Annotated in this window: 19 protein-coding genes and 1 riboswitch; of the genes, 9 read left to right on the forward strand and 10 right to left on the reverse strand. The window is 27.6% G+C overall.

The features are described 5' to 3' along the window. Nucleotides 1-86 precede the first annotated feature (86 nt). Genes ALANTH_RS00660 through ALANTH_RS00680 form a run of 5 tightly spaced genes read left to right on the forward strand, consistent with a single transcriptional unit; the run spans nucleotide 87 to nucleotide 4,948 of the window. Nucleotides 87-1,193, forward strand: a complete 1,107-nt coding sequence (locus ALANTH_RS00660) for a pyridoxal-phosphate-dependent aminotransferase family protein (RefSeq protein ID WP_026807168.1) — start codon at nucleotides 87-89, stop codon at nucleotides 1,191-1,193. A gap of 4 nt (nucleotides 1,194-1,197) precedes the next feature. Beyond that, nucleotides 1,198-2,043, forward strand: a complete 846-nt coding sequence (locus ALANTH_RS00665) for an ATP phosphoribosyltransferase regulatory subunit (RefSeq protein WP_026802936.1) — start codon at nucleotides 1,198-1,200, stop codon at nucleotides 2,041-2,043. 1 nt (nucleotide 2,044) lies between these two features. Beyond that, nucleotides 2,045-3,295 carry an adenylosuccinate synthase gene (locus tag ALANTH_RS00670; RefSeq protein WP_026802937.1) on the forward strand — a complete coding sequence of 417 codons (1,251 nt, stop codon included), beginning with the start codon at nucleotides 2,045-2,047 and terminating at the stop codon, nucleotides 3,293-3,295. A gap of 4 nt (nucleotides 3,296-3,299) precedes the next feature. Next, nucleotides 3,300-3,851 (forward strand): DUF507 family protein, encoded by a 552-nt coding sequence (locus tag ALANTH_RS00675; RefSeq protein WP_026802938.1) that lies wholly within the window; start codon nucleotides 3,300-3,302, stop codon nucleotides 3,849-3,851. After that, nucleotides 3,851-4,948, forward strand: a complete 1,098-nt coding sequence (locus ALANTH_RS00680; RefSeq protein WP_026807169.1) for a carbamoyl phosphate synthase small subunit — start codon at nucleotides 3,851-3,853, stop codon at nucleotides 4,946-4,948. Before ALANTH_RS00675 ends, ALANTH_RS00680 begins: the two co-directional genes overlap by 1 nt. A 239-nt stretch (nucleotides 4,949-5,187) precedes the next feature. Here the strand turns inward: ALANTH_RS00680 and ALANTH_RS00685 are convergent, their stop codons facing one another. The 5 genes from ALANTH_RS00685 to ALANTH_RS00705 form a co-directional block, all read right to left on the reverse strand. Continuing rightward, entirely contained in the window at nucleotides 5,188-5,469 is a 282-nt protein-coding gene (locus tag ALANTH_RS00685; protein ID WP_148299443.1) for a hypothetical protein, read from the reverse strand. 116 nt (nucleotides 5,470-5,585) lie between these two features. Next, on the reverse strand, nucleotides 5,586-6,062 hold the full coding sequence (locus tag ALANTH_RS00690; RefSeq protein ID WP_026807171.1) for a phosphatidylglycerophosphatase A family protein: 477 nt from the start codon (nucleotides 6,060-6,062) through the stop codon (nucleotides 5,586-5,588). Nucleotides 6,063-6,064: 2 nt separating this feature from the next. Next, entirely contained in the window at nucleotides 6,065-6,955 is an 891-nt protein-coding gene (locus ALANTH_RS00695; RefSeq protein ID WP_026802941.1) for a response regulator, read from the reverse strand. Next, nucleotides 6,952-8,076: a bifunctional 2-C-methyl-D-erythritol 4-phosphate cytidylyltransferase/2-C-methyl-D-erythritol 2,4-cyclodiphosphate synthase gene (locus ALANTH_RS00700; RefSeq protein WP_026807172.1), complete on the reverse strand. Its 1,125-nt coding sequence runs from the start codon at nucleotides 8,074-8,076 to the stop codon at nucleotides 6,952-6,954. Before ALANTH_RS00700 ends, ALANTH_RS00695 begins: the two co-directional genes overlap by 4 nt. A gap of 71 nt (nucleotides 8,077-8,147) precedes the next feature. Further along, entirely contained in the window at nucleotides 8,148-8,969 is an 822-nt protein-coding gene (locus tag ALANTH_RS00705; RefSeq protein WP_026802943.1) for an HDOD domain-containing protein, read from the reverse strand. 102 nt (nucleotides 8,970-9,071) lie between these two features. Then, nucleotides 9,072-9,171, forward strand: a riboswitch (TPP riboswitch). A gap of 122 nt (nucleotides 9,172-9,293) precedes the next feature. Here ALANTH_RS00705 and ALANTH_RS00710 point away from each other — a divergent pair. The 3 genes from ALANTH_RS00710 to ALANTH_RS00720 all read left to right on the forward strand — a co-directional run bounded on the left by ALANTH_RS00710 (nucleotide 9,294) and on the right by ALANTH_RS00720 (nucleotide 12,445). Then, nucleotides 9,294-9,842: a spermine/spermidine synthase domain-containing protein gene (locus tag ALANTH_RS00710; RefSeq protein ID WP_026807173.1), complete on the forward strand. Its 549-nt coding sequence runs from the start codon at nucleotides 9,294-9,296 to the stop codon at nucleotides 9,840-9,842. A 10-nt stretch (nucleotides 9,843-9,852) separates the two neighbouring features. Continuing rightward, nucleotides 9,853-11,205, forward strand: coding sequence for a phosphomethylpyrimidine synthase ThiC (gene thiC / locus ALANTH_RS00715; RefSeq protein ID WP_026807174.1), 1,353 nt, complete (start codon nucleotides 9,853-9,855; stop codon nucleotides 11,203-11,205). Nucleotides 11,206-11,269: 64 nt separating this feature from the next. Next, complete coding sequence (locus ALANTH_RS00720; protein ID WP_026807175.1) at nucleotides 11,270-12,445, forward strand: Mrp/NBP35 family ATP-binding protein; 1,176 nt, start codon at nucleotides 11,270-11,272, stop codon at nucleotides 12,443-12,445. 232 nt (nucleotides 12,446-12,677) lie between these two features. Here ALANTH_RS00720 and ALANTH_RS00725 read toward each other — a convergent pair whose 3' ends face one another. The 5 genes from ALANTH_RS00725 to ALANTH_RS00745 form a co-directional block, all read right to left on the reverse strand. Next, nucleotides 12,678-12,935 (reverse strand): DUF2116 family Zn-ribbon domain-containing protein, encoded by a 258-nt coding sequence (locus ALANTH_RS00725; protein WP_026802947.1) that lies wholly within the window; start codon nucleotides 12,933-12,935, stop codon nucleotides 12,678-12,680. A 91-nt stretch (nucleotides 12,936-13,026) separates the two neighbouring features. Then, nucleotides 13,027-13,707 carry a bifunctional phosphoribosyl-AMP cyclohydrolase/phosphoribosyl-ATP diphosphatase HisIE gene (gene hisIE / locus ALANTH_RS00730; RefSeq protein ID WP_026807176.1) on the reverse strand — a complete coding sequence of 227 codons (681 nt, stop codon included), beginning with the start codon at nucleotides 13,705-13,707 and terminating at the stop codon, nucleotides 13,027-13,029. After that, nucleotides 13,707-13,976: a hypothetical protein gene (locus ALANTH_RS00735; RefSeq protein WP_026802949.1), complete on the reverse strand. Its 270-nt coding sequence runs from the start codon at nucleotides 13,974-13,976 to the stop codon at nucleotides 13,707-13,709. Before ALANTH_RS00735 ends, hisIE begins: the two co-directional genes overlap by 1 nt. Nucleotides 13,977-14,018: 42 nt before the next feature. Then, entirely contained in the window at nucleotides 14,019-15,101 is a 1,083-nt protein-coding gene (locus ALANTH_RS00740) for an SPFH domain-containing protein (RefSeq protein ID WP_026802950.1), read from the reverse strand. A gap of 43 nt (nucleotides 15,102-15,144) precedes the next feature. Continuing rightward, entirely contained in the window at nucleotides 15,145-16,065 is a 921-nt protein-coding gene (locus ALANTH_RS00745; protein WP_026802951.1) for a branched-chain amino acid transaminase, read from the reverse strand. 117 nt (nucleotides 16,066-16,182) lie between these two features. On the opposite strand from ALANTH_RS00745, the gene ALANTH_RS00750 reads away from it, so the two are divergent. Continuing rightward, nucleotides 16,183-16,758, forward strand: coding sequence for a hypothetical protein (locus tag ALANTH_RS00750; RefSeq protein ID WP_026807177.1), 576 nt, complete (start codon nucleotides 16,183-16,185; stop codon nucleotides 16,756-16,758). The last annotated feature ends 32 nt before the right edge of the window (nucleotides 16,759-16,790 follow it).

A 16,790-nucleotide genomic window follows, 5' to 3' on the forward strand; every position in this document is an offset into this window, starting at 1 on the left:
AAACATATTTTTAACCATTTAATAATGTTTTTTTAGCTAAAATGTTCTGTTTTACTGAATAAAAAATTTTATTAAGGATAAAGAATATGTTATTGACACCAGGCCCAACTCCTGTACCAGAGTTTGCTAGAAAAGCAATGTCTGATATCACAATACACCATAGAACTAAAGAATTTGAAGCAATTTTTGGAAAAACTAGAGATTTACTTATTGAATTATATGGAATGCCAGAAGTTTTAATGCTAGCTTCAAGTGGAACTGGAGCTATGGAAGCTTGTATCACAAATTTAACAAGAAAAAAAGCTCTTACAGTTAATTCTGGAAAATTTGGTGAGAGATTTGGAAAAATTTGTAAAGCATTTGATATAGATTTTACAGAGATAAAAAATGAGTGGAATACCCCAACTAGTATTGAAGAAGTTGTAAATACGATAAAAAATGATGATAAAATTGATGCTATATTTATTCAACTTTGTGAAAGTGCAGGTGGTTTAAGACATCCTGTTGAAGAAATTGCAAAAGAAGTTAAAAAAATTAATCCAGATATTATGATAGTAGCAGATGGGATTACAGCTATTGGTGTTGAAAAAATTGATGTTACAAATCTTGATGCAGTTATTACTGGAAGTCAAAAAGCATTTATGTTACCTCCTGGACTTGCTATGATTGGATTATCAGCTAAAGCAGTTTCTAAAATAGAAGAACAACCAGCTGGATATTATTTTAATTTAGCAAATGAACTTAAAAATCAAAGAAAAAACACAACAGCTTATACCGCAGCAACTACTTTGATTATGGGTTTAGAAGTTATTTTAGAAAAATTTAAAGAAGTGGGATTTGATAACTTATATACACAAACAGCTTTAAGAGCAAAAGCAACAAGAGAAGCTTTAAAAGCTATTGGATTTGAAATATATCCAAAAATACCAGCAAATGCGATGACAACTGTTTATACAGATCAATCAAATGAGATTAGAAAAATTCTAAAAACAAAATATAGTGTAGATATAGCTGGTGGACAAGATCATTTAAATGGCAAGATTTTTAGAATAAATCATATGGGATTAGTTGAAGATTTTGAAGCCTCATGGGCTGTAAATGCGATAGAGTTGGTTATGGATGAGTTAGGAATTAGAACATTTGATGGAACTGCAAATAAAGTTTTTGCAATGACAATGTTTAAAGGAAATTAATTTAATGATATTTGAACACGAAATCCCAAAAGGAAGCCGTCTTTATTTTGGAAAACTTGCTAAAGCTAAAAGAGTTCTAGAAAATAGTGTTTGTGAAATCTTAGAAAGTAACGGTTTTGAAGAGATTTTAACTCCAAACTTTTCATATTCACAACACCAATCAATTGCAAATGATAAAAAATTGATAAAATTTTCAGATGAAGAGAATGAGCAAGTTTCACTTAGAGCGGATTCTACTTTAGATGTTGTAAGAATTATAACAAAAAGATTAGGGAGAACTACAAAACACAGGAAATGGTTTTATATACAACCTATATTTTCTTATCCATCAAAAGAGGATTATCAAATTGGTTGTGAATGGATAGAACACACAAATATTACTGATATTATGAATTTAACAGCTGATATTTTAAAGTCTTTAAAAATAGAACCAATTTTACAAATATCAAATATAAATATACCAAGATTGGTTAGCCAAGAACTGAATATTAATATTGAACTACTTAAAAATGGAGAGATTTCAGAACTTTTAAAATTGAACTGTAATTGGTTGAATACTCTTCTAAGAGTAAAAGATATAAAAAGTTTAGAATCTACTATAGATGTAGTACCAAATAGTTTAAAAAAAGAGTTAGAAAAACTTCTTACAAAAGCAAAAGAAGTACACTACTCAAATATTATAATTGCACCACTATATTATGGAACACTAAAATATTATGATGATATTTATTATAGAGTAATAGAAAAAAATTTAGTTTTATGTAAAGGTGGTATGTACTCTACAGATGGTATTAGTTCTTTAGGGTTTGCATTATATACAGATAATTTATTAAAAATGTTAGAGGGTTAAAATGAAAGCAGATGTAATAGTTGGAATTCAATGGGGAGATGAAGGAAAAGGTAAGATAGTTGATATGCTTGCTCAAAAGTATGATATGGTTTGTCGAAGTCAAGGTGGACATAATGCTGGACATACTATTTGGGTTGATGGAGTAAGATATGCACTACAATTAATTCCTTCAGGGATTTTAAATCCAAAGGCTATAAATATTATTGGAAATGGAGTTGTTGTATCTCCTGAAAGTATTTTAAGAGAGATGAGTCAATTTGACAGCTTAGAAGGAAGAATATATATCTCTGATAAAGCACATTTGAACTTACAATTTCATGCTTTAATTGATCAAGCAAAAGAGAGATTAAAAGGTGATAGAGCTATTGGAACAACAGGAAAAGGAATAGGTCCTACTTATGCTGAAAAAATTAGTAGAAGTGGATTCAGGGTTGGAGAACTTTTAAATCCAACAAAGCTTTGTGATGATATTTTGGATTATTTTGCACAAAATAAAGAAATTTTTGATGTTTTAGAAATGAAAACTCCTAAAAAAGATGACCTTCTAAAAGAGATTGAAGAGTATAGTGTAAAATTAAAACCGTATATTACAAATACAACAAATATGGTTTGGAAAGCTCTTGAAGAAAATAAAAGAGTTTTACTTGAAGGTGCTCAAGGAACATTATTAGATATTGATCATGGAACATACCCTTATGTTACAAGTTCAAGTACTGTTAGTGCTGGTGCTTGTACTGGTTTAGGACTTAATCCAAAAGATATTGGAGAAGTTATTGGGATTGTAAAAGCTTATTGTACAAGAGTTGGTAATGGACCATTTCCTACAGAAGATTTTACTCAAGATGGTATAAGATTGGGTGAAGTTGGTAAAGAATTTGGAACAATAACTGGAAGAAAAAGAAGATGTGGTTGGTTTGATGCAGTTGCTGTAAGATATGCAAGTAGATTGAATGGTTGTGATAAGTTAGCATTAATGAAACTTGATGTTTTAGATGGATTTCAAAAAATCAAAGTTTGTGTAGCTTATGAACTTAATGGAGAAAGAATAGATTATATGCCATCAGATATGGAAAATGTAACTGCAATTTATGAAGAGATTGATGGTTGGGATAGTGTAGTTGGAGTTAGAAAATATGAAGATCTACCAATAAATGCAAAAAAATATATAGAGAAAATTGAAGAGATAACTTCTGTAAAAGTTGGCATAGTTTCAACTTCACCAGAAAGAGCAGACACAATAATAAGAGGATAGTACTATGAGATTAAGATTACATCACACGCCTTATCTAGCAAGAAGAATTACAAGAGATTTGCTAACTTGTGATTTTGTAGAAGTAAGAAAAGAAAAAAATAGTATTGAAGCTGAAATCGAAAGAATTTTAGATGAAGATATAGAGAAAGAACAGGCTTTAGATGAAAAAGTACAAGAAATTTTAGATGCACAAGAAGAAGAAATTGAGTATCTAAATGCAGATAGACGGCAACTTTTTTGGATGACTAAAAAAAGGCTTGCAAATGATTTTGGAGTAATCTTAAACAACGAGGATAGATTTTCTGATATTTCTCACAAAATATTAGATTATCTATGGGAGGAGGACTATATACACTTTAGATGTTCAGATAATCAAATTAAAAATGTTATATTTGGTTCGATGGACGATTTTATAAAAGGATTTGAAAAAGCAGACAGTGAGGTTTTAGCTAAGCTTAAAAACTATAAAAGAAAACTAATTCCTGGAACAGAAGATTATGATTTGGTATATCATAGACTTTATGAAGAAGAGTTAATAAAAAGAGGATTAATTTAATGCAAAAAGTATATATTTATTTAGAAAATGGAATATTTTTAGAGGCAAAATCTTTTGGTGCAGATACGACTGCAATTGGAAAATTAGTTTACAATAATGCAACTTTTGGACATCAAGAAATAATTACTGATCCATCAAACACAGGTTTATTTATCAACTTTACACCTGTAGAAGTAGGAAACGTAGGAGCAAATAGTGCTGATTTTGAAAGTACAAAAGCTTATGCGAAAGGGATACTTGTAAGAACTTACCATAGTGAGTATTCAAATTATAGAGCAGAGCAAAGTTTAGGAGATTTTTTAAAAGAGCAAGGTGTTATAGGTATTTGTGATATTGATACAAGATATTTAACAAAAATTATTAGAGATGAAGGAAGTATGATGATGATTGCTTCAACTTTAATTTCTAATAAAGATGAATTGGCAAAAAAATTAAGTGAAGCAAAAAAATATGATGAAATAGATTTTGTAAGTGAAAACTCTGTAAAAGAGAGTTATATACATAAATCTGGTGCATGGAATCCTGATACACAAGAATATAATAAAGCAAGTATGAGTGATAAAAAAGTTTTAGTTTTAGATTTAGGTGCTAAAAAATCATTTTTAAATGAACTTGTAGAAGCTGAACTTGAAGTGGAAGTAGTTCCTTACTCTACAAAAGCAGATGATATTATAGCTAGATTTAAAAATAATGAAATAGGTGGAGTTGTACTAAGTAGTGGTGCAGGAAACCCAAATATTTTAACTACATTAGTAAATGAAATCAAAAAAATAATTGATGCTAATATTCCTATTTTTGCTGTTGGTTTAGGACATTATATTGTAGCACTTGCAAATGGTATAAAAGTAGAAAAAATTAACTCTATAAAATATGGAAGTCACCCTATAAAAGGTGAAAGAACTGTTGAAATATATGGTATAAATACTGATTTTAAAATAGATGATAGCATAAAAAATATAGCAGATGTGACATATACAAAAGTATTTGATGATAGTTTAGTAGCTTTAAAATATAAAAATAAAGATATTTTAAGTAGTGAATTTACTCCAGTATCAAACTCTCCAATCTATAAAGAGTTTGCAAATTCTGTAAAATAAATCTAAAAGGCTAAGGATAAAAAATCCTTAACCTAAAAACTTATCATAATTAAATTTATACAATTTAAATAATATATAGTATTTCTTGTGTATTTCATTAATAGTTTTACAATATTTATAGTAACTTTTATTTTCTCTATAAAAAGATTTAGATTGATTTAAATATTGTGAATGTTTATTAACTATAATAATTTTATAAAATAATTAGTAAAAATATTAAAAATAAACCTTATTATAAATTAGGAAACTTTTAAAATAAATTCTAATACTAATTTATCATTCCACAATACAAATAAATAAAATATTAAAATAAAATGTATGATGATTTTTAAGTCTAATGTAGATGTAAAAATAATGAATACTATTGGTACAATAACATATAATTCTAAATCTTTATTTAGATAATATACAATAGATATTGTAAATATTATTAAAATAATATCCATTAATATAATAAATTTTATATATTTACTCAATCCTTGAGCTTTTTGTCTAGCTTTATATTCTCTATATCTTTGCATATTTTTATCATAGTTTTTTATATAAAAATATGCAGGAATTAATCCAAAAATAATTACTATAAAAGAAAAAATTATAATATTAAGTATTCCTAGGTCAATAAAGTAAGATAAATGCATTAAAGAATCATCTTATCCATTAGTTGCCAAACTCCTGCTGTACAGATTCCTGCAAAAATTCCTGCAATAACATCATCTCCCATTACACCTAAACCACCTTTTACATCTTTATCAATTTTTCCAATAATTGAAGGTTTCCAAATATCAAAAATTCTAAAAAATATAAATGCAAGTGGTGCTAAAATAAATATATTCTCACTATTTATTCCACAAATAGATAAAGCTATCCACATTCCAGCAAGTTCATCTATAACTATTTCACTACTATCATGAATTCCTATCTCTTTTTCATAAATATCAATTTGTTTTATAGCAATAACTGTTATAAGTAAAGATAGTAAAAATAATGATGAACTATGCAAAAAATCTAGTAAAAATACACCTAATATAAGAGAAACAAAACTTCCAACAGTTCCTGGTGCTTTTGGACTAAGTCCACTATATCCGACAGTTAAAAAAAATCTTCTAAAGTTCATAATTACTTCTTTTTATCAATATCTAGTTTTTTTCTCTTTTCCCAAAGAGACTTTCTTGATATACCTAATCTTTTAGATAATTCAGTATCTGGATACCTGTTTTGATAAGTGGTTACCATCATTTTAACATAATCATTAATAGACATTATTTGAGTATTATCAAGAGTTTTATTGTCATTGTTAAACACTAATTTTTTATATATAAAATCTTCATCTGGTTCTAATGTACATATTACACAATTTCTATCTGCTATTTGCTTTAAAAGTTGATCTTTTATATTCTTTTTTAGAACATGATAATCTGTAAGATATATTATAGATTTATCATTGATTGTTGAAAGTTGTTTTTGCCATGTAGAAGAGTTCAAAGAAATAAATTTTATAGGTAAATCTAGTTTATTTGACATTTCAAAAACAAGTTTGTCTGCGTAAGTTTGGAAATTTGTTTCTATTAGAAGAGGAAAAGATAAAGGCAGTAAAACATCACTTGTATCTATACTACTCATTGTAAAATTATAATAGTCTCTTAAAACTTGAAGTTCTCTTCTCATACTTCTACAATCTTTATAATGATAGATTTTTCTTAAAAGTTCATCCATTAAAAATGGTTTCATCATATAATCTTTTGCACCATCTTTAATGGGATTTGTTACTGTTTCATCTGAGATATAAGATACTAGGAGAAGTATAATTGAATTAGAAGCATATCTTTTTATAATACTTTTTGTAATTGCACTTGGAAGTGAAGTTGATAGTAAAACAATATCATAATCTTTTGTAAGATTTTCAATATTTACTTGTTCAACATAATCACAGCTATGTCCATCATCAAGTAATCTTGATACAATCTTTTGTGCTAAATAAATTTCATTTTCAATAATTAATATATTCATCTTTGTGTCCAATCATAATATTTTAGTGTAGCAATACTTTGTACTGCAACTCCTTCTGCTCTCCCTATAAAGCCAAGTTTCTCAGCAGTTGTTGCTTTTATATTTACAAATTGCTTTTCAAGTCTCAAAAGTTTTGCCATAGATGATTTAATTTCCATTTTAAATGGATTTATCTTTGGTTTTTGAGCAATTATTGTTACATCAATATTTACAATTTCATACCCAACATTATAAACAAAATTTATAATATGCTCTAAAAGTACTTTTGAATCTATATTTTTATATCGGTCATCTGTATCTGGAAAAAATTCTCCAATATCTCCAGCACCAATAGCACCTAAAATAGCATCTATAACAGAATGTATCAAAACATCTCCATCACTATGAGCTTTAAATCCAAATTCATATGGAAGTTTTATTCCTCCTAAAAACATTTCTTTGTTTTCTTCAAAAGCATGAATATCAAAACCAGTTCCTGTAAAAAAATTGTTTACTGGTTTTGCTAAACAAGGAATCTCTTTAATCTCATCACCAAAAGTAATCTTTTTACTATCAATGCTACCTTTGATATATAGTACTTGCTCACCAAGTTCTTTTATAGCAGTGCTTTCATCAGTAAATTCTTTAGAAGTTTTTAGAGCTTTTTTTAAAATTTCAGTATTTGATAATTGGGGAGTTTGTATAAGTTTTACTTGATCACGATTTATAGTATTTTGTTCAAATACAACTGTATCACTAACATCTAAAACAGGAACGATACAAGAAGCTTTATTTTTATTGTTTAATAGATCTAAAACTATACTTTCTTTAATACAAGCTCTCGCTACATCACTTATCATTACATATTCAGTATCAACTTGTTTTAAAGCATTGTTTATAGAATTCTGTCTAGTATCTCCACCTTCAATAAAAATATAGTCATCTATAAAATTTTGCATATATCTTAGCTCATCTTTATGTGAAACAATAATTATTTTAGAGAAATTTGAGTAACCACTTAATCTTTTTGTAACATTTAACCACAATGGTTCATTCTCTATTCGTAACCACTGTTTTTTACACATTCTTTCAAATCTTGTAGAATTTCCAGCACATAAAATTACTAAGGTAACATCTATCAATACTATTCCTTTGAGTAAAAAAGTTACAGATATTACCTAAATGTTACTTATAGAAGAGTTAAATTGTCCTATTAATAATCTTTTTTAATAATATTTTTTATCTCATCTATTGAAGTTAAAAATAGTTCAATATCAAAATCAAATAATGCTAAATCTTCTAATGCAATATGAATATTTTTATCTGATAATGGTTCTCTTAAATTACAAATATTATCTATAATATTTAAAATAATAGATTTTAATCTAAATTCTTTCGGACAGTTTACTAAGTCATGTGTAAATGCAATAGGAAGTATGATGTTGTAGCTTAAACCCCAATTCTTTAGAATATTTGCTGTTATTCTTCCTGTTTTATAACCAGTAAATTTTTCTTCACTTAAATTTAAACTCTTACTAGTTGAAATATCATTTAAAAATCTTTCAGTTAATTTATTTTCACTAATTGCTAAAGAGATTATTGGCTTTGAAAGTCCTTGTAAAAAGGCTGGAAGTAGAAGTTCATTTTTTAATTTTTTATCAATTTTATTTATCCAAATATCTGTAATTCTCATTGCTAATGTATTTGAATATAAGAAATCATCTGTTGTAACTGCATAAGAGAATAAATTTAAGTTTATACTCTTTGTAATTATAAGAGCAGTTGCTAAAGTAGTAACAAACTCTAGATTTGTAAAAGCAATAAAGTTTGTAATATTTTTTGGTTTTGTATCAAAATCAAAAATATTAAAATCCATAACTTTAAGAATATCTTGATGCAGATTTTTATCTTTTTTTATAATCATTGTTAGTTGTTTAGAGTTTTTATTTTGAGACTTTCTAAAACTATCTAGTTCTATAATAATATCTGGAAGTTTTGGAATATTATGAATATACTTTGTTAAACTTTTTATCATCTTAAATAAAAATCCTATGGGTGAAATAGTAAATATTATATGCAATTGTAACTTATATTTAAAAAAACTATACTTTTAAACATTGTTTATGATAGAATACCTTTTTTATTGCGGGGGGACGCTTATTGCGTTGAGAAGGTTAAAACCTGACCCTTTGAACCTGTTGGTTAAGACCAGAGTAGGAAGCGATTTTAAAATTAAATTTAATAAACTTAATAATAAATTTAATATATAAAAAGGTGCTTTCTTTATGAAAGTACCTTTTTTTTTACTCAAAATCCAGCTAACAATAAAAAAACATAACAATCAAAAAAGGATTTAACAATGAAAGATAGTAATGTTTTTGCTGAAATGATGGTACATATATCACTTTGTACACATCAAGAAGCTAAAAATGTTTTGATTATTGGGGCAGTTGATGAAGATATAAAAAAAGAGGCAAATAAACACTCTAAAGTTTCAAATATTGAGTATGGAGATTTGTCTTTTGTAGATACTAAAGAGGATAAATCAATCGATGTTATTATATTTACAGATATAAAACTTGATTTAAAAAGTTTAGCAAATATTTCAAGAGTTTTAAAAAATGATGCAGTTATTACTTTTGCTACAAAAGCTTTTTCAAAAGACAAAGATAGATTAATTTCTGATTTAAAACTTGTAGGAGATAAATTTTGGATAGCTGTGCCATTTAGATTTGGACATAACACTTCTATAATAGCTTCAAAAAAATATCATCCAACAGCTGATATAAACTTACAAAGAGCAGATTTATTAGATGATTTAGAGTATTACTCTGCTGAAATTCATATGGCATCTTTTGTATTTCCTGCAAAGGAACACAAAGAATTAACTGGTATAGCAAAAAGATAAAGGAAAAGATATGAGAACTTGGTTAGATAATCACAAAAATGATACTGTACGAACTCAAATGTACTATGCAAAACAGGGAATTATAACACCTGATATGGAATATGTTGCAAAGATTGAAAAACTTGAACCAGAATTAGTAAGAAGTGAAATAGCAAGAGGAAGACTTATAATTCCAGCAAATATAAATCATAAACATTTAACTCCTATGGCGATAGGTATTGCATCATCTTGTAAGATAAATGCAAATATAGGAAGTTCAGCATTAGCAAGTGATGTAAGTAAAGAGATAGAAAAAGTTGATGTTTGCTTAAAATATGGAGCAGATACTATTATGGATTTAAGTACTGGTGGAGATTTAGATAAAATTAGAAGAGCTGTAATTGAACACTCAACAGTACCTATTGGAACAGTACCTATTTACCAAATCTTGCATGATGTAAAAGATAAAATAGAGGATTTAAGTATAGAAAAGATGCTTGAAGTTATAGAAAAACAAGCACAACAAGGTGTTTCATACTTTACAATTCATGCAGGATTTTTGCTAGAATTTATGCCTCATATTGCAAAAAGAAAAATGGGTATTGTAAGTAGAGGTGGTTCACTAATGGCTGCTTGGATGATGCACTATCATAGAGAAAATCCATTTTATGAAGCTTTTGATGAGATTTTAGATATTTGTAGGAAATATGATGTATCATTATCTTTAGGGGATAGTTTAAGACCTGGTTGTTTAGCTGATGCAAGTGATGAAGCACAATTAAGAGAGCTAAAAGTTCTTGGAGAATTAACTTTAAGAGCATGGGAAAAGGATGTTCAAGTTATGATAGAAGGTCCAGGACATGTACCTTTAAATCAAATTGAAAGAAATATGAAACTTGAAAAAGAGTATTGTCATGAAGCACCATTTTATATTTTAGGTCCACTTACAACTGATATTGGAGCTGGATATGATCATATAAGTAGTGCAATTGGAGCCGCAGTTGGTGGGTGGCATGGAGCAAGTATGCTTTGTTATGTTACTCCAAAAGAGCATTTAGGATTACCAAATGCAGAAGATGTAAGAAATGGAATTATTGCATATAAAATAGCTGCTCACAGTGCTGATATTGCTAGAGGTAGAAAAGGAGCTCGAGATATAGATGATGCTATGAGTGATGCTCGATACGCTTTTGATTGGAATAAACAATTTGAATTAGCTTTAGATCCTGATAGAGCAAAAGAGTTTCATGATGAGACTTTACCTCAAGATGTATTTAAAGAAGCGGAATTTTGTTCTATGTGTGGACCAAAGTTTTGTTCATATAAAATTACACAGAAAATTGTAAAAACACATGGAGAAGCAATAGAAAATATGGTAGGATAATTTAAGACAAAAATTATCCTAATTAAAATATAATTCCTTTATTAAATATAAAAAGGATATGCAAATGAATATAGAAGATATTAAAAAAGCATTAGAAAACGTGAAATATCCTAATTTTTCGAAGTCAATTGTTGAATTTGGATTTGTAAAAGATATTAAGCTTGATGATAAAAATTGTACTATTTTATTAGATATTACATCAACTTCTAAAGAAGTTGAACAAGAATTAAGAGAAAATATTTTTGCCTGTTTGAATTCTTTTGGATTAAATTTAATATTAAATTTTAATAAACCAAAAGAACAAGCTCAACAAAGTAATAGTGTAAGTGGTAAAAATATTGCTCCTCAAATTAAAAAAATTGTTATGGTAAGTAGTGGAAAAGGTGGAGTTGGAAAATCAACTACAACTGTAAACTTAGCAGTAGCTAGTGCTATGCAAGGTAAAAAAGTTGGAATTTTAGATGCTGATATTTATGGACCAAACATTCCAAGAATGATGGGCGTAAATGGAGTTGAAGTTGAAGTTGTAGGGAATAAAGCAAAACCACTAAATGCTTATGGAGTTGATGTAATGTCAATGGGTGTTTTAATGAAAGAGGGTGAAGCTGTTATTTGGCGTGGTGCTATGATAATGAAAGCAATTCAGCAACTTTTAACAGATATATTATGGGAAGAGTTAGATATTTTATTTATTGATATGCCTCCAGGAACTGGTGATGCACAATTAACTTTAGCCCAAAGTGTACCTGTTAGTGCTGGAATAAATGTAACAACTCCTCAACATGTAGCTCTTGATGATAGTAGAAGAAGTTTAGATATGTTCCAAAAACTTCATATTCCTGTTGCTGGAATAGTTGAAAATATGAGTGGATTTATATGCCCAAATTGTAATACGGAAAGTGATATTTTTGGTATGGGAACTTGTGAAGATTTGGCAAAAGAGTATAATACACAAGTTTTAGGGAATCTTCCGATTGAACCAGCTATTAGAAAAGGTGGAGATAGTGGAAAACCTATTGTTTATTTTGAACCAGAATCAATTACTGCAAAAAGATATATGATGGCTGCTGATAAGCTAATTTCTATTTTAGATAATCAAGATGAGGTTTCAAATGAAGCTATACAACCTATTATGCCAGCTGGTGTAAGTGCATGTTCAAGTGAAGGGCAAAAAATAAAAGCTGAACATGAAGCTAAAAAAAATAATACAGGGTGTGGAACTGGTTGTGGTTGCCACTAATCTTTTTTAAACTGGGTTTTTATAAATCCAGTTTTATTAATTTCTAATTTATACAGTAAATCATCATTAATAAAGTATAGTTAATATTATATAACTTTTATTAAATCCATAAGTAATTCTTAAAATATAATATTTCATATATAGATAGTATTCAACTATTCAATATTTATAATTAAGTTATATTTTTTGAGTTTATTTAAATGATAGTTTTTTATTTAAAAAAGTGTGGGAGTTATCCACACTTATAATACTCTTGAAATAACTCTTCTACTTTCTCAAGTACAAGTTCTTCATGCCAATTATGTCTTTGAGCAAATGTTTTGATTTCATACTCTTTTTCTTCTTTTGTACAAAAGAAGTACAATTTTTTCACAAAAGGCTTTGGTACCGATATTGCAATCTTTTGAAAGAAGTTTTCTTTGCAAGTCGGAGAGCAGAAAACCTTTGAAATTGGTATTTTCTTAGAGCAGTATTGACAACTATTTGTCATTTTAACTCCTTTAAAGCAAGTTTTTAATTGGTGCATTATAACAAGTGATTATTAAATGCAACTTATTTGCATAAGGAATTTTAATAATTTATTAAACTTTTCTTGAATTTTTCTCTTCTATTCCAGAAATTCCAAATCTTCTAGCTAACTCTTGTTTTACTCTATCAGGGCTTATGTTTTTACTAGCAAGTGCAACTAAAATATGATATGTAATATCAGCTGCTTCATATATGGCTTCATTTTCATTATCATCTTTTATTGCAAAACATAATTCTCCTGCTTCTTCAACTATCTTTTTTAGCATAGAATTTTGTGAACCTTTTAAAAGTTTTGCTGTATATGATTTTTCTATATCATCATTTTTTCTACTTTGGATTGTATGATATAAAGTATCAATAACTCCATAGCTAGAAGAAGTATTAATTTTAACATTTTGAACTATCTCCTTTGTATCAAGTTTTGTAAAGAAACAAGATTTTCTTCCTGTATGGCAAGCAACTCCTTCTTGAATAACTTTTAATAAAATAGTGTCATTATCACAATCTACAAAAATATCAATAACTTTTTGAGTATGATTTGAGCTTTCACCTTTTTTCCAAATTCTATTTTTACTTCTACTAAAATAGTGTGCATACTTTGTTTTTAAAGTTAATTCTAATGCTTCTTGATTCATATATCCTAGCATTAAAACTTCATTCGTTTTTTCATCTTGTGTAATAACAGGGATCAGATTATTCATCTTTTTCCAATCTATGATTTCAAGCTCTTTCATTAGTTTATACCTTTAAATTTTGTACCTATATCAAATTTTAATTTATCAATAGTCATAAGTTCTTTATTTATATCTATATCTAGACCAAAATTATATTTTTCTTCTTTTATTTCTTCTAATTCTAAATCATTAAATTTAAAAATTTCATCATATTTTAAATTTAAATCATATTTAATTGGAGGTTTTAGTTTAAGAACAGATTCTATGTTTTGTGCATATAAAGAGCTAAAAAGTAAAATATTAATAAAAAGTATTAAATAAAATCTCATTGAATGCTCTTTTTTATAAATGAGAGTTTTTTAAACTCTCACTTATTTTTGATTTACTACTGTATCTCGTGATTTATCTTTTGTATCAACCCAAATATTTGGAGTTGCTCCACCTGGAGTTAAGAAAATCTTTGCATCTTTATTTTCTCTTAAAGCTTCATTAAATTTACCTTGAACTTCAATTTGTTGCATTTGAAGTAAATTTTGAGTTAAAGATTGTGCTATTTCTTTATTAGCTTCAGCTTGTGCTTTTGCTTCAATAGTAACAGCATCAGCTCTACCTTGAGCTTCAATTCTTCTAGCTTCTGCTTCTCCTGTTGCTAAAGCAGCTCTTTTTTCAGCTTCTTGTTTTGCTCTTTGTACTTCGTATCTAACTCTCTCAGCTTCTTGATTTGCTATTTGTACTTTTTCTATTTGCTCTTTAATTTTTTCTGGTAATACAATTTCTTTTAATTGTACAGATTCAACAATAACTGCTTGTTTTGATCTTTCTGTTACTTTTTCTTTAATTAATCTATCAAGACTTTCAGCAACATCATTTCTTTTCATTGGTAGAACTTCTGCATTGTATCCTCCAAGAACACTTCTTGCAACTTCTCCAACAACTTGATTTACAATTTTATCTTCCCAAGATGGTCCCCAAGTTGCAATAGTTTGAGGAACACCATCTGCAATAATATTGTATTGAACAGTTAATTCAATTGAAATTGGTAAACCTCTTGAATCCAGAACATTAATAGCAGGATTATTTTTGATACTTTGGTCAAAAGAACCTATATTTTGACTATTCATATATGTTAAAAGTCTAACTTTTGTATCAACTACAATAACTTTTTGAATTACAGGAATATAAAAGTGAAAACCTGGATTTAAAGGTTCTTTATCATATTTTCCTGTTGTTGCTTTAATACCAACTTGCCCTGATTCAATAATAACAAAAGGCTTAAATAAAAATAAGGCTCCAATTATGATAATAACAAGGTAAAGCATACCTGCTTTTTTACCAAAGTTTTTAAAAAACTCTGGAGTTTCGAAAGGTGGTTGAAAGTTTCCACCTCCACCATTTCCACCTTTATTATTATTCTGTTGTTGCCTGTTTTTAAAATAGTCGTTGTCTATTGGCATATCATTCCTTCATTTTAGATTTTGTCATATATAATAATTTATATTAGTTAATATATGTTAAATACTTTGTATATTTTGGGTTTTTACCAGTAACTACATCAAAATATGCAGATTGGATTTTTTCTGTAATTGGTCCTCTTGAACCACAACCTATAACTCTTGCATCAACTTCTCTAATCGGAGTAATTTCTGCCGCAGTCCCTGTAAAAAATGCTTCATCAGCTACGTAAATTTCTTCTCTTGTAATTCTTCTTCTTACAACTTCTATTCCTAAATCATTTGCTAATTCTATTGCAGTTGCTTGAGTAATTGATTCTAAAGAGTTGTCATTTGGTGGAGTTATAAGTTTTCCATCTTTAACTATAAAGAAACAAGCCCCACTAGCTTCTGCTATATATCCTTGATCATCTCTTAAAAGTGCTTCATCATATCCAGCTTCAACAGCTTCATATTTTGCCATTTGAGAGTTTAAGTAATTTGCAACAGCTTTTGCTTTTCCCATACCAGAAGTATTAGGAGTTCTTGTAAATGAAGATATTTTAACTCTTACCCCTTTTTTTAGACCTTCTTCTCCTAGATATGCTCCCCATTCCCAAGCAGAAATACTCACTTTTACAGGGGCATCTTTATGATAAAGTCCCATAACTCCATAACCTAAATAAACTAAAGGTCTTAAATAAGCACCATTTGTAAGGTCATTTTTTTGTAAAAGCTCAACTTGAGCTTTATTTAATTCTTCAAGTGAAAATGGAACACTCATTAAAGTCATTTTTGATGAATTTAAAAGTCTTTGTGTATGTTCAGTTAATTTAAAAATTGCACATCTTCCATCAACTGTTTTATATGCTTTTGTTCCTTCTATTGCACCATTTCCATAATGTAAAGTGTGACTTAAAACGTGAACTTTCGCATCATTCCAAGGAGTAAACTCTCCATCCATCCAAATATATTTTGCTTCAGTCATTTTAATTTGTATCCTAATTTGAATTTTTTAATCAATAATATTATCTAAAAGATAATTAAAATAAGTTCTAAGAATAAAAAATGTAATATAAATGAAGTTAAAAAAATGGATTACAAAATGTTAAAAAATATCTTTATTTTACTAATAGTCATACTCTTTGGAGGTTGTTCTATAAATCAACAGTATTTAAAAGAACCAAAAAAAATAGAAATTAATGATACTCTTTTGAGTCATATAAAATATATTTTATATCTTATTGGTAAAAATGATTTACAAACTTTAAATAATTTATATATAAATCATAAATATGGTTTTTATGAAGTTAATGTTGAAGATAGAAAAATAGTAATATCTAATAAATTAGTATTAGAAGATATTGATGATTACATAGGTTCTTTTGATATCAACAAGAATGAAGATGTAAATTTTTATTGTAGTCCATATAATGATGCCTTATATGGTTGGACTCAAGATGGAGTTTTTATTTCAACTAATACTGAACAATATCTATCTGATTATATTAGTGAACAACATTTAGAAAAACAAGATTTTATTAAAAAGATTTTAGAAAATAGTGTAGAGGTTATTGTCACATATAATATTATCTTTTACTTAACAAAAATTGAAGACAAATATTATATAACCTTAATTGATAATGTAAAAACTGACTGCTCTAATTTAGATTTAGAGTAGTTTTTTAGTAAATTTAAAATATAATATATACT

This window comes from Aliarcobacter lanthieri (assembly GCF_013201625.1).
Classification (GTDB): domain Bacteria; phylum Campylobacterota; class Campylobacteria; order Campylobacterales; family Arcobacteraceae; genus Aliarcobacter; species Aliarcobacter lanthieri.

Coding starts and splice junctions, on each gene's coding strand:
- ALANTH_RS00685 (WP_148299443.1), bottom strand. CDS start 5,469: ATGCAAAGATATAGAGAATATAAAGCTAGACAAAAAGCTCAAGGATTG.
- ALANTH_RS00690 (WP_026807171.1), bottom strand. CDS start 6,062: ATGAACTTTAGAAGATTTTTTTTAACTGTCGGATATAGTGGACTTAGT.
- ALANTH_RS00710 (WP_026807173.1), top strand. CDS start 9,294: ATGAAAGATAGTAATGTTTTTGCTGAAATGATGGTACATATATCACTT.
- thiC (WP_026807174.1), top strand. CDS start 9,853: ATGAGAACTTGGTTAGATAATCACAAAAATGATACTGTACGAACTCAA.
- ALANTH_RS00750 (WP_026807177.1), top strand. CDS start 16,183: ATGTTAAAAAATATCTTTATTTTACTAATAGTCATACTCTTTGGAGGT.
- ALANTH_RS00735 (WP_026802949.1), bottom strand. CDS start 13,976: ATGAGATTTTATTTAATACTTTTTATTAATATTTTACTTTTTAGCTCT.
- ALANTH_RS00695 (WP_026802941.1), bottom strand. CDS start 6,955: ATGAATATATTAATTATTGAAAATGAAATTTATTTAGCACAAAAGATT.
- ALANTH_RS00660 (WP_026807168.1), top strand. CDS start 87: ATGTTATTGACACCAGGCCCAACTCCTGTACCAGAGTTTGCTAGAAAA.
- ALANTH_RS00745 (WP_026802951.1), bottom strand. CDS start 16,065: ATGACTGAAGCAAAATATATTTGGATGGATGGAGAGTTTACTCCTTGG.
- ALANTH_RS00675 (WP_026802938.1), top strand. CDS start 3,300: ATGAGATTAAGATTACATCACACGCCTTATCTAGCAAGAAGAATTACA.
- ALANTH_RS00720 (WP_026807175.1), top strand. CDS start 11,270: ATGAATATAGAAGATATTAAAAAAGCATTAGAAAACGTGAAATATCCT.
- ALANTH_RS00705 (WP_026802943.1), bottom strand. CDS start 8,969: ATGATAAAAAGTTTAACAAAGTATATTCATAATATTCCAAAACTTCCA.
- hisIE (WP_026807176.1), bottom strand. CDS start 13,707: ATGAAAGAGCTTGAAATCATAGATTGGAAAAAGATGAATAATCTGATC.
- ALANTH_RS00680 (WP_026807169.1), top strand. CDS start 3,851: ATGCAAAAAGTATATATTTATTTAGAAAATGGAATATTTTTAGAGGCA.
- ALANTH_RS00665 (WP_026802936.1), top strand. CDS start 1,198: ATGATATTTGAACACGAAATCCCAAAAGGAAGCCGTCTTTATTTTGGA.
- ALANTH_RS00725 (WP_026802947.1), bottom strand. CDS start 12,935: ATGACAAATAGTTGTCAATACTGCTCTAAGAAAATACCAATTTCAAAG.
- ALANTH_RS00740 (WP_026802950.1), bottom strand. CDS start 15,101: ATGCCAATAGACAACGACTATTTTAAAAACAGGCAACAACAGAATAAT.
- ALANTH_RS00670 (WP_026802937.1), top strand. CDS start 2,045: ATGAAAGCAGATGTAATAGTTGGAATTCAATGGGGAGATGAAGGAAAA.